Below are 12,423 nucleotides of genomic sequence, written 5' to 3'. Positions count from 1 at the left end.
TTATGCGTATTCAAGACATAACTATTTGGGAGTGACTGCAGAGCATGTTCCGTAATTCGTATATTCAGCAGAACTCTGATATCCAGGCCGCAGGCGGCCTGGTCCCGATGGTTGTCGAGCAGTCCGCTCGTGGCGAGCGCGCATACGACATTTACTCGCGCCTGCTCAAGGAGCGAGTGATCTTTCTGGTTGGCCCGGTAGAGGACTACATGGCCAACCTGATCTGTGCGCAACTGCTGTTCCTTGAAGCGGAAAACCCGGACAAGGACATCCATCTCTACATCAACTCCCCGGGCGGTTCGGTGACGGCGGGCATGTCGATCTACGACACCATGCAGTTCATCAAGCCCAACGTGGCGACCACCTGTATCGGTCAGGCGTGCAGCATGGGGGCGTTCCTGCTGACGGCCGGCGCCCATGGCAAGCGTTACTGCCTGCCGAACTCACGTGTGATGATTCACCAGCCACTGGGCGGTTTCCAGGGCCAGGCGTCGGATATCGAAATCCATGCCAAGGAAATCCTCTTTATTCGTGAGCGTCTCAACACGCTGATGGCCCAGCATAGCGGGCGCACTCTTGAAGAAATCGAGCGCGATACCAACCGCGACAATTTCATGAGTGCAGAAGCCGCGCGTGAGTACGGGTTGATCGACGAAGTGATCAGCCAGCGCCCTGCTTAAAATAAGCAGCTCAAAATAGGGTTGGTCGGCGGGTCCGACACCTGCGGGCTTGAAAAAGCCCGCAATAGCCTTCATCTTGTGTTGCAAGCCTATCGGATTTGGATCGAACGAATGACTGACACCCGCAACGGCGAGGACAACGGCAAGCTGCTCTATTGCTCCTTCTGTGGCAAAAGCCAGCATGAAGTACGCAAATTGATTGCCGGCCCCTCGGTCTTTATCTGCGACGAGTGCGTCGACCTGTGCAACGACATCATCCGCGAGGAGGTGCAGGAGGCACAGGCCGAAAGCAGCGCGCATAAATTGCCTTCGCCTAAAGAAATCAGCGGCATCCTTGATCAGTATGTGATTGGTCAGGAACGTGCGAAAAAGGTTCTGGCCGTAGCGGTGTACAACCACTACAAGCGCCTGAACCAGCGTGACAAAAAGAATGACGACGTCGAACTCGGCAAGAGCAACATTTTGCTGATCGGCCCGACAGGCTCGGGTAAGACCCTGCTTGCCGAAACACTGGCCCGTTTGCTGAACGTTCCGTTCACCATCGCCGACGCAACCACCCTCACCGAGGCGGGTTATGTGGGTGAGGATGTCGAGAACATCATTCAGAAGCTGCTGCAGAAATGCGATTACGACGTGGAAAAAGCCCAGATGGGCATTGTCTACATCGATGAAATCGACAAGATTTCGCGCAAGTCTGACAACCCTTCGATTACCCGGGACGTTTCCGGTGAAGGCGTGCAGCAGGCCCTGCTCAAGTTGATCGAAGGCACGGTCGCTTCCGTTCCACCTCAAGGTGGTCGCAAGCATCCGCAGCAGGAATTCCTGCAGGTCGACACCCGTAACATCCTGTTCATCTGCGGTGGTGCGTTCTCTGGTCTTGAGAAGGTCATTCAAAACCGTTCCACCAAGGGTGGCATCGGTTTCAACGCAGAAGTGCGCAGCAAGGAAGAAGGCAAGAAAGTCGGTGAATCCCTGCGTGAAGTCGAGCCTGACGATCTGGTCAAGTTCGGTCTGATCCCGGAATTCGTCGGTCGTCTGCCGGTACTTGCCACGCTGGACGAGCTTGACGAGGCTGCGTTGATGCAGATCCTCACCGAGCCGAAAAATGCTCTGACCAAGCAGTATGCCAAGCTGTTCGAGATGGAAGGCGTGGATCTGGAATTCCGCAGCGACGCTCTGAAATCGGTCGCCAAGCGTGCCCTGGAGCGTAAAACCGGTGCCCGTGGCCTGCGTTCGATTCTCGAAGGTGTATTGCTCGACACTATGTATGAAATCCCCTCGCAATCGGAGGTGAGCAAAGTAGTGATCGATGAAAGCGTGATAGAAGGCAAGTCCAAGCCACTGTATATCTATGAAAACAGTGAGCCGACCGCCAAGGCCGCGCCAGACGCTTAAGCGTCACGCAGCTTGAATAAAGAAGGGGCCTTCGGGCCCCTTTGCTATTGTGGGACCTGGCCTGCAAGCGTTGATTTGCCAGCGATGGCGGTCCTTGAAGGCGTATCCGACCCATCGCAGCAGCTTTCGTAAGCTGCAATCTTTCAAGTGGACCTTTTATCCGCTTGTTTTTTTCCAAGGCAGCCCCCATCTTGGTTTCAAGCTTACTTCCATCTGTTTACGGCCTTGCGGCCGCCGTAGAGGCGAAATCATGAAGACAACCATCGAATTGCCTCTCCTGCCATTGCGTGATGTCGTGGTTTATCCGCACATGGTTATCCCGCTGTTCGTGGGGCGCGAGAAATCCATCGAAGCCCTCGAGGCTGCGATGACGGGTGACAAGCAGATTCTTCTGCTGGCCCAGAGAAACCCGGCTGACGACGATCCCGGTGAAGATGCCCTGTATCGCGTTGGTACGATTGCCACCGTTCTGCAGCTGCTGAAGCTGCCTGACGGAACGGTCAAGGTTCTGGTCGAGGGCGAGCAGCGGGGCGCTGTCGAGCGCTTCAGCGAAGTGGACGGCCACTGCCGTGCCGAAGTCTCCCTGATCGACGAAGTTGACGCCCCAGAGCGCGAGTCGGAAGTGTTCGTTCGCAGCCTGCTGTCCCAGTTCGAGCAATACGTGCAGTTGGGCAAGAAAGTCCCGGCTGAGGTCCTGTCGTCGCTCAACAGCATCGATGAGCCAGGTCGCCTGGTGGACACCATGGCCGCGCACATGGCCCTGAAGATCGAACAGAAGCAGGAAATCCTCGAAATCATCGATTTGTCGGCCCGGGTCGAGCACGTTCTGGCGCTGCTGGATGCCGAGATCGATCTGCTGCAAGTCGAAAAACGCATTCGCGGCCGCGTCAAAAAACAAATGGAGCGCAGTCAGCGCGAGTACTACCTGAATGAGCAGATGAAGGCCATTCAGAAAGAGCTCGGCGACAGCGACGAAGGTCACAACGAAGTCGAAGAGCTGAAAAAACGTATCGATGCCGCCGGCCTGCCGAAAGACGCGCTGGCCAAGGCGACGGCTGAACTGAACAAGCTCAAGCAGATGTCGCCGATGTCCGCGGAAGCGACCGTGGTGCGCTCGTACATCGACTGGCTGGTTCAGGTGCCGTGGAAGGCCCAGAGCAAGGTGCGCCTGGACCTGGCGCGTGCAGAAGACATTCTGGATGCCGACCACTATGGCCTGGAAGAGGTCAAGGAACGCATCCTCGAATACCTCGCCGTGCAAAAGCGCGTGAAAAAAATTCGTGGTCCGGTGTTGTGCCTGGTCGGTCCTCCAGGGGTGGGTAAAACGTCCCTGGCGGAGTCGATTGCTCACGCCACCAACCGCAAATTCGTGCGCATGGCCCTCGGCGGTGTGCGTGATGAGGCGGAAATTCGTGGTCATCGCCGTACTTACATCGGTTCGATGCCAGGAAGATTGATTCAAAAAATGACAAAAGTGGGGGTCCGCAACCCGCTGTTCCTGCTCGATGAAATCGACAAAATGGGCAGCGACATGCGTGGCGATCCGGCATCGGCGTTGCTGGAAGTGCTTGATCCCGAGCAGAACCACAACTTCAACGATCACTATCTGGAAGTCGATTACGACCTGTCCGATGTGATGTTCCTTTGCACCTCTAACTCGATGAACATCCCACCAGCGTTGCTGGACCGGATGGAAGTGATCCGTCTGCCGGGCTACACCGAAGACGAGAAGATCAACATCGCCGTCAAATACCTTTCGCCGAAGCAGATCACTGCCAACGGCCTGAAGAAAGGCGAGTTGGAGTTTGACGCAGAAGCGATCCGCGACATCATCCGCTACTACACCCGTGAAGCCGGTGTGCGCGGGCTGGAGCGCCAGATTGCCAAGGTCTGCCGCAAGGCCGTCAAGGAGCATGCGCTGGAAAAACGCTTCTCGGTGAAGGTCACCGCAGACATGCTGGAGCACTTCCTGGGCGTGCGCAAATTCCGCTACGGCCTGGCCGAGCAGCAGGATCAGATCGGCCAGGTGACCGGGCTGGCATGGACTCAGGTGGGTGGCGAACTGCTGACTATCGAAGCGGCCGTCGTACCGGGCAAGGGCCAGTTGATCAAGACCGGTTCCCTGGGTGACGTGATGGTCGAATCGATCACCGCGGCCTTGACCGTTGTCCGCAGTCGGGCGAAGAGCCTGGGGATCCCCCTGGACTTCCATGAGAAGCGTGACACGCACATCCATATGCCGGAAGGGGCGACTCCAAAGGACGGCCCTAGCGCCGGCGTGGGCATGTGCACGGCCCTGGTATCGGCATTGACCGGCATTCCGGTACGCGCGGATGTCGCCATGACCGGCGAAATCACGTTGCGTGGCCAGGTACTGGCCATTGGCGGCTTGAAAGAAAAACTGTTGGCTGCCCATCGTGGCGGAATCAAGACCGTGATCATTCCTGAAGAGAATGTGCGCGATCTCAAAGAGATTCCGGACAATATCAAGCAGGATCTACAGATTAAACCGGTTAAATGGATTGACGAGGTCCTGCAAATTGCGTTGCAATACGCGCCGGAGCCCTTGCCGGACGTGGCTCCGGAGATAGTCGCGAAGGATGAGAAACGCGACGCAGATTCTAAGGAAAGAATTAGCACGCATTAGTACGTATTTGCCTGGGGGGCTTTCTTGACAGCTTTTTAGAGCCCTTGTTATAAAGCGGCTCTTAAGTGTCTGTAGGCCATTCAGCACTCGTTTTTGCTTTCACCAAAAAAACTTAGAATCATACTCAAATAGATATAAGGGGACTTAGAGTGAACAAGTCGGAACTGATTGATGCTATCGCTGCATCCGCTGATATCCCGAAAGCTGCTGCTGGCCGTGCGCTGGACGCTGTAATCGAATCCGTCACTGGCGCTCTCAAGGCTGGCGACTCTGTTGTTCTGGTTGGTTTCGGTACTTTCTCCGTAACTGATCGTCCAGCTCGCATTGGTCGTAACCCACAGACCGGTAAGACGCTGGAAATCGCAGCAGCCAAAAAACCAGGTTTCAAAGCCGGTAAAGCACTGAAAGAAGCTGTCAACTAAGTTCGATTCAGGTTTTTACCCATCCGGGTCGGGGTCATGCCTGACTTGGCAGCGGAGCGGCAGTCCTGACTGCAGGTCGCCGGTTCAAGACACCGAGGGTCGCCAGTTCGAGCCCTCGATCCGCTCCGCCAGTTACGAGAAGGCGCATCCTCGGATGCGCCTTTCTTCTATTCGGATTCTACCCACGCTCCACGGTTGCCTAATTTTTGAAGTTCAACCGTTTCTGGGGGACGCATGCTGCAGAATATCAGGGACAATTCACAAGGCTGGATTGCCAAGACTATTATCGGGGTCATCGTTGCATTGATGGCTTTGACCGGTTTCGACGCCATTTTTCAGGCCACGACGACCAAGAATGAAGCGGCGAAGGTCAATGGTGAAGAAATCAGCCAGAACGAGCTGAGCCAGGCGGTCGATATGCAACGCCGTCAGCTCATGCAACAGCTCGGCAAGGATTTCGACGCTTCCTTGCTCGATGAAAAAATGCTGCGCGAGTCGGCTCTCAAGGGTCTGATCGATCGCAAACTGCTGCTGCAAGGCGCAGAAAGTTCGAAATTCGCTTTTTCCGAAGCGGCTCTGGATCAGGTCATCCTGCAAACTCCTGAGTTTCAGGTGGATGGCAAGTTCAGCTCCGAGCGTTTCGACCAGGTGATTCGCCAACTCGGCTATAGCCGCATGCAATTCCGCCAGATGCTGGCTCAGGAAATGCTGATTGGTCAGCTGCGTGCCGGTCTGGCCGGTAGCGGTTTCGTAACCGATGCACAGGTGCTGGCGTTTGCCCGTCTGGAAAAACAGACCCGCGATTTCGCCTCCCTGAACATCAAGGCCGACCCGGCCGCGGTGAAGCTGACCGACGATGAGGTCAAAGCCTACTACGACGAGCACGCCAAGGAATTCATGACGCCGGATCAGGTGGTCATCGATTACCTCGAACTGAAGAAGGCTTCCTTCTTCGATCAGGTCAGCGTCAATGACGAAGACCTGCAGGCGGCCTATCAGAAAGAAATCGCGAACCTGTCCGAGCAACGCCAGGCGGCGCACATTCTGATTGAAGTGAACGACAAGACCACCGAGGCGCAAGCCAAGGCGAAGATCGAAGAGATCCAGGCCCGTCTGGCCAAGGGCGAGAAATTCGAGGCTCTGGCCAAGGAATTCTCCCAGGATCCGGGTTCGGCGAACAACGGCGGTGACCTGGGTTATGCCGGTCCTGGCGTCTACGACCCGGCGTTCGAGAAAGCCCTGTATTCGTTGGCCAAGGACCAGGTTTCCGCGCCGGTTCGCACCGATTTCGGCTTCCACCTGATCAAGCTGTTGGGCGTGGAAGCGCCTGAAGTACCGACATTCGCCAGCCTCAAAGACAAGCTGACCCGCGAATTGAAGACCCAGCAGGTCGAACAGCGTTTTGTCGAGGCGACCAAGCAACTGGAAGACGCCGCGTTCGAAGCCTCCGATCTGGCTCAGCCAGCGCAGGACCTGAAGCTGACCGTCCACACGTCCAAGCCGTTCGGCCGTGAAGGCGGTGAGGGTATTGCGGCCAACCGTGCCGTGATCACTGCCGCGTTCAGCCCGGAAGTCCTGGATGAGGGCGCGAACAGCACCGCCATCGAGCTCGATCCGGAAACCGTGGTCGTGTTGCGTGCCAAGGAGCACCTGAAGCCTTCGCAATTGCCGCTGGAAAGCGTCTCTGCCGCGATCCGTGTGCAATTGGCCAAGGAGCACGCCAGCGCCGATGCCAAGACCAAGGCTGACGCCCTGATTGCCAGTCTGCGCGATGGCAAGACCCCGCTGGATCAGGCGGTCGACGGCCAGGCCTGGAAAGTCACCGAGGCGGCGACTCGCGCTCAGGAAGGGGTCGACCCAGCGGTGCTGCAAGCGCTGTTCCGCATGGCGAAGCCAGCGGCCAAGGACAAGCCGACCTTCAGCAGCGTGACGCTGGCTGATGGCAGCCTGATGATCGTGCGCCTCAATGGCGTGAACGAAGCCGCGGCGCCAACCGAAGAAGAGAAAGCACAGTATCGTCGCTACCTCGCTTCGCGCATCGGCCAGCAAGACTTCGCGGCTTATCGCAAGCAACTGGAAAGCCAGGCAGAGATCAAGCGTTACTGATGCCTCACCAGGTTTAGCGCTGCACAGAAGACCCCGGCCGGAAGGCCGGGGTCTTTTTTTTTGTTTTGCCGTACGTCATTTGCCGCGGTGACTTTTGCACAAAACCGGGGTCAATCAGCCTGTAACCGTTTTAAGACATGATCGATGCTCCGCTAAGCATCGATCTGTTGCACAATACGCCCCGAACCGTTTTCCTCAGGATGTTCAATGTTTAAATCACTTCCCATGCGGGTTGTCGGGTTGGCAGCCGTGTTTGCCACTGCGGCCGGTTGTTCATCGAACAAGACCGCCATCTATGAGCATGAGAATTTCGACGACTCCGGTACCTTTTCCCGCAACTATCCGGTCACCGATACCCAGAGTTGTGAAGCCGCCCGTCGCGCCTTGCTCAGCCAGGGATACATCATCACCAGCAACGATCCGAAGCTGGTCAGCGGTCACAAGAGCTTTCAGCAGACCGGCGAGAATCACATGGAGATCAGCTTCAGTGTGGTGTGTACCGATGACGGCAGCGAAGGGCATCACGCGACCGTATTCGCCAATGCCCTGCAGGATCGTTATGCGCTGAAGAAGACCAACAACTCCGCCAGTCTCGGTGTGGGTGTGTTGGGTTCGGTGTCGATGCCGATCGGCTCCTCCGATGACTCGATGGTCAAGGTCGCCAGCGAAACCGTATCGTCTGCCAAGTTCTACGAGCGTTTTTTCGCACTGGTCGAGCTGTTCCTGCCGCCGGAAGCGAAAAAGGCTGCGCACATCCCCGAAAAGCCGAAAACCGACCTGGGCATGCCTGAAGCCAAGACGGCACCGGCACCGCTGGCACCTGCCCCGGCAGCAGCTCCCGCGGTAGAGCCTGTGGCACCTGCACCCGTTGAAGCGGCTCCGGCGGCCTCCGAGCCGCTTGCCCCGCCTCCTGAAGCGGCGCCGATTACCCCGGTTCAGAACACAGAACCGGCACCTTCGGCAGAAACCATCTCGCCACCGACAAACCCGACGGACATACCACCGCCGAGCGAGCCGATTCAGGCGATTCCTGTCTCTGGCCAGTGATCGATCGCGTTACGGGATCGGCCAACGAGTAACGATCCCGTAGCAGGCGCAAAGATTGACCCGCATCAAGCAAGTCCGCTGTTCTGTGCCCTCCCGCGAAAAAACCAATGATAAATTCCTGACCAGCTGCTACGTTTTATTCAGTAGCGACAGAGTGTCGTGTCCGCGTCATTTTTCCTTCACGCGGGCACTTTATGCTCAAGGGATTGGTCATTTATTCAGACGTTTTTCAATAAGGGTTGGGGGATTCAAAAATGGACGATTATCAAGAAGAGCTGCTCGAGTACCAGGCATTCGAACTGGACCCACTGGAGCCAGCGGAAGACGCTACTGAGCTTTAAGGCTTCAACTTGTCGCTTGCAGCTAGAGGCTTTGGGCTGTTTTTCTATGGCTGCGGCGAAATTCGCCGGGTGTCTGCCCGTTCCAGCGTTTGAAAGCGCGTTGAAACGCTTCGGCTGAGGCAAAGCCCAGCAGGTAGGCGATCTCTCCGAACGCCAATTCGGTGTCGCGTATGTAAGTCATGGCCAGGTCGCGGCGGGTGTCGTTGAGAATCGCACGAAATTGTGTGCCTTCATCGGCGAGCTTGCGGCGCAAGGTCCAGGTGGGCAGCTTCAGGCGTGCCGCCACCTCTTGCAGGTCGGGCTCCCGGCCACCATTGAGCAAGGGTCCCAGCAGCGCGATGATGCGTTCACGCAGGCTGCGGGTACGTGTCAGTTGTTCCAGTTCCCGCTCACACAGTTGCAGCAAATGCCGCCAGGTACTCGGGCAATGCTCGGGGTTGCGCTGGGCGAGACTTGCCAGGCTCAAGCGCAGTTGATTGCGCTCTGCGCCAAACTGCATCGGACAGTCACCCAACACGTCATAGGCCGCGCGGTAACCGGGCTCCTCGAATTCGATTTCGATGCGCTCGGCGCGCAGAGGGGCAGGGCTGACACTGGATAATTGCTGCAACCAGCCGGCGATGATCGAATCCACCACAAAGCGGTTATAGGCGTTATAGGGGCTGATCGAATAGAAGCGCAGCCAGGCGCCCTGGGCGTCTTCGTGAAAGCTTGATTGACCCCGATAATTGGAGCCATACAAGGCTTCGAATCGAATCAGGCAGCGCGCGGCTTCCCGTACCGTCGGTGCCTGCGCCGCGGTGATGCCAGCGAGGCCTGCCTGGCTCAGGCGACTGAGCTGACCCATGCGCAAGCCAAGGGCCGGGTTGCCGGTCAGTTGAATGGCGCCGTGGCCCAGGCGCATGTAGCGCGGTATCGACAGCCGGGCACCGGCTTCGCTCAGGCGAGCGGCATCAAGGCCGTATTGATCGAGCAGTGGCTGTGGATCGACGCCATGACTGCGCACGGCATCGGCCAGGCTATGAACAAAGCCCACTGACAGATCGCCAAGGCGCATCGGCTGCGGTTTCATGGCTTACAACCAGAGGTTCAGCAAATGCGCACCCTGGGAGTTGCCGTCGGCAAAGTGCTGGCCGTTGCTGCTGAGGAAGCTATGCCCGGCGCTGGCCTGATCCCAGAATTGACCCCGCAGGAACACACTCATGCCAGCAACGGCTTGACTGGCCGGCATCCGGGTCGTGAGGGTCAGGCGCTGCCAGGCCTGGCCTTCACTGACTTCTCCAGGCTTCAAGTTGACCGATGCCGGCGCCGACGAACCCCTGTAGCCGCGCCACGGTTGATCCCAGGTGCCACGGCCGGCAACAAAGGCCGGTACCGCAACCAGTTGTACGCTTTGATCGTTGAGCTTGAGGTAGTTTTCCGGGTACCAGCTGTCGTGGCCAATCAATACGCCCAACCTTCCTGCGGGGGTATCAACGACGTTGAGCGAGTGCTCGCCGTTCGCCTTGATCCCGTTCTGTTCAGCGAAGAACGGGTGTATCTGACGCTGGGGTTGGCCGATCGGCAAACCTTCGCTGTTGAACACCACGCTGCTGTTGTACAGCGCGCCGCGGCCGATTTTCAAAGTGCCGTCGATGATGCTCGGTTCGGGCAGCACGATGGAACCCGCCACCAGCGTCACGTGGAATTCCCTGGCCAGCCCTCCGAACAATGCCTGGTAGTCCCTGGCCATTGCCTTGGCTTTCATGCGCAGGTGGGCATCGTCCAGACGGTTGCCGCCCTCGGCGTTGATCAACGCCTTGGCGAACTTCAGGGGATTGCTCACCGCCAGCCAGTTCATGGCCTCCTTGAGGCTGCTGGCCTGATACAGCTCATCCTTCTCGCCGCTGACCATCAGCCAGGTACCGACGTGCTCCGGCAATACGACGACGGTCTTGCTGTTCAACAAGCCCTGGTCCCGGGCTGCCTGCAGATAGGCCGCGAGCTTGCGGTGCAAGCGCTCGGGGCTTTGATAATCGGTAGGAAACAGTTCGGGCTGGATGCCCAACAGATTGCCGCGGTCCGCAGGCGTACCCTGGTCGACAGCCAGGTTGATCCGCAGGTCCGAAAGGTAATGACCCACCGGCCGGTCCGCGGCCCACATCGCGTAGGTCGTGAGGGCGGCGAGCAACGCCATGGAAAATGTCAGGTACAAAAGTTTGCGCATGGGAAAACAGTTTACAGCCTGGAGCCGGGCGTGGCTTTTCATTAGGAACTGGATCGAGCATAAAGGGAATCAAGGGCTTAGTGGGCAAATTTCAGCGGCGACGGTTTTTTTTCGCTGGCGGTTGCCGTTCTGCGCCGAGATGCAGCAATGAATGACCGGGTTAAACGAGAGATGAATTGACGGGGTGGCGATCATGGAAGGGGAGCACCGGTCAGCCGTCATTTGGCTAGACCGGCTGGCAGGTGAACGTTATTTGGTGACCAGCAGTTCCGGGCCGAGGTAGTTGTTGATCTGGTCGATATCGTCGTCGCCCAGGTTGCCCACCGAAGAGGCCAGGCGCAGGCGTGACATCAAATAGCGCAACTTGGCATCGAACAGATCGTGGCGCGCAACGAAGAGCAGCTCTTCGGCGTTGAGGACGTCCGAGTTGGTGCTGGTGCCACCTTCCTTGAAGCCCTTGCGTGACGATGCCAGTGAGCGTTCGTTGGACGCTACGGCCTTCTCCAGCGCGCGAATGCGTTTGGCGCCGCTCAGTATGCCTTGAAACTCTCGGGTGGTTCCGGTGATGACTTCCTGTCGCGCGGCGTCGAGTTCGTCCGTGGCCTTATCGCTATTGGCACTGGCCTGGCGTGTCAGCGCGCTGACGCCGCCACCACTGAACAGCGGGACATTGACTTCCAGTCCGATCGAACCGTAGCGGTTGCGTTGATTCAGCTCGGAGAGTGATTGGCTCTCACCCGCGGTGTAGCCGGCAACGAAATCCAGGGTTGGCCAGTGGCCGGCCCTGGCACGGTTCACTTCTTCTTCAGCGAGGTCGCGGCTGTACCGGCGTGCATGGAGCAGTGGGCTATCGACCTGGGCTTTGACCAGCCAGTCCTGCAGGTTGCTTGGTACCAGCGGTGGTGTATCGAAACTCGGACGCAAGGTGGTCAGCGATTCGGGGGTTTCACCGATGTACTCCTCGAGCTTGCGGCGCGCGTTGACCAGGTTGTCTTGCGCTTCGATCAGCTCGGCTTCGGCGAGGTCGCGGCGAGCGGCCGACTCGTCGATGTCGGTGACGGTGCCGGCCCCCAATTCCATGCGCCGTTTCGCCGAGGCGAGTTGTTCTTCGAAGGCGTTCAGCTTGGACTTGGCCAGGGTGATGGTTTCGCTGGCCAGGAGCACATCGAAATAGCTTTCGGCCAGGCGCACCGCGGCGTCCTGGCTCTTGGCATCGAATACCGCGTTGCTGTAGTCGGCACGCTGCTGACCCTGGCGGTACTCGGCCATTTTCTGTTTGTTGAACAGTGGTTGGCGCAGGCGCACGTTTGCGCCCTTGGAGTCGTAGTCGAGATCCCTTTCGATACCGCTCTGGCGTTGTGTGCCATTGACCTTGTTGTCGTAGGCCGAGGCGTTGATCTGCGGTAGCAGGCCGGCCGTGCCGATGGCGCGGTTTTCCCCGCCGGCCTCTTTTTCATGCACCGCGGCCTGGTAGATAGGGCCCTGGAACTGCAACAGATCCCAGGCTTGCTTGAGGTCCATGGCGTCGGCCGGCAAAGCCAACCCCATCAGGCAGAAGAGCAGGCAATGACGGTCCATT

At 58.0% G+C, this 12,423-nt stretch carries 9 protein-coding genes; 6 read left to right on the top strand and 3 right to left on the bottom strand.

All coding sequences use genetic code 11. From position 1 onward, the window contains the following. Positions 1-44: 44 nt before the first annotated feature. The 6 genes from clpP (at position 45) to KGB28_RS30745 (ending at position 8,297) form a co-directional block, all read left to right on the top strand. Positions 45-680, top strand: coding sequence for an ATP-dependent Clp endopeptidase proteolytic subunit ClpP (clpP, locus tag KGB28_RS30770; protein ID WP_223449179.1), 636 nt, complete (start codon positions 45-47; stop codon positions 678-680). 111 nt (positions 681-791) lie between these two features. Then, positions 792-2,075 carry an ATP-dependent Clp protease ATP-binding subunit ClpX gene (clpX, locus tag KGB28_RS30765; protein ID WP_007982210.1) on the top strand — a complete coding sequence of 428 codons (1,284 nt, stop codon included), beginning with the start codon at positions 792-794 and terminating at the stop codon, positions 2,073-2,075. A 250-nt stretch (positions 2,076-2,325) separates the two neighbouring features. Continuing rightward, a complete protein-coding gene (lon, locus tag KGB28_RS30760) occupies positions 2,326-4,722 on the top strand; it encodes an endopeptidase La (RefSeq protein ID WP_104447853.1) in 2,397 nt (798 codons plus the stop codon). A gap of 149 nt (positions 4,723-4,871) precedes the next feature. Then, positions 4,872-5,144: an HU family DNA-binding protein gene (locus KGB28_RS30755; RefSeq protein ID WP_002552737.1), complete on the top strand. Its 273-nt coding sequence runs from the start codon at positions 4,872-4,874 to the stop codon at positions 5,142-5,144. Positions 5,145-5,378: 234 nt separating this feature from the next. After that, positions 5,379-7,250, top strand: coding sequence for a SurA N-terminal domain-containing protein (locus KGB28_RS30750; RefSeq protein ID WP_223449178.1), 1,872 nt, complete (start codon positions 5,379-5,381; stop codon positions 7,248-7,250). A 207-nt stretch (positions 7,251-7,457) separates the two neighbouring features. After that, the gene (locus KGB28_RS30745) at positions 7,458-8,297 is read left to right on the top strand and encodes a DUF2242 domain-containing protein (RefSeq protein ID WP_223449177.1); all 840 of its coding nucleotides are present in this window, start codon (positions 7,458-7,460) and stop codon (positions 8,295-8,297) included. A gap of 363 nt (positions 8,298-8,660) precedes the next feature. Here KGB28_RS30745 and KGB28_RS30740 read toward each other — a convergent pair whose 3' ends face one another. From KGB28_RS30740 to KGB28_RS30730, 3 genes are all read right to left on the bottom strand, one after another. Beyond that, the gene (locus KGB28_RS30740; RefSeq protein ID WP_223449176.1) at positions 8,661-9,710 is read right to left on the bottom strand and encodes an AraC family transcriptional regulator; all 1,050 of its coding nucleotides are present in this window, start codon (positions 9,708-9,710) and stop codon (positions 8,661-8,663) included. Between the two features lie 3 nt (positions 9,711-9,713). Next, complete coding sequence (locus KGB28_RS30735; protein ID WP_223449175.1) at positions 9,714-10,844, bottom strand: carbon-nitrogen hydrolase family protein; 1,131 nt, start codon at positions 10,842-10,844, stop codon at positions 9,714-9,716. A gap of 249 nt (positions 10,845-11,093) precedes the next feature. Next, a complete protein-coding gene (locus tag KGB28_RS30730; RefSeq protein ID WP_223449174.1) occupies positions 11,094-12,422 on the bottom strand; it encodes a TolC family outer membrane protein in 1,329 nt (442 codons plus the stop codon). Position 12,423 lies beyond the last annotated feature (1 nt).

This window comes from Pseudomonas sp. BF-R-19 (assembly GCF_019956445.1).
Taxonomy (GTDB): Bacteria; Pseudomonadota; Gammaproteobacteria; order Pseudomonadales; family Pseudomonadaceae; genus Aquipseudomonas; species Aquipseudomonas fluorescens_BH.
The sequence above is the reverse complement of the archived record's forward strand: the minus strand, read 5'-3'. Positions and strand labels throughout refer to the sequence as shown.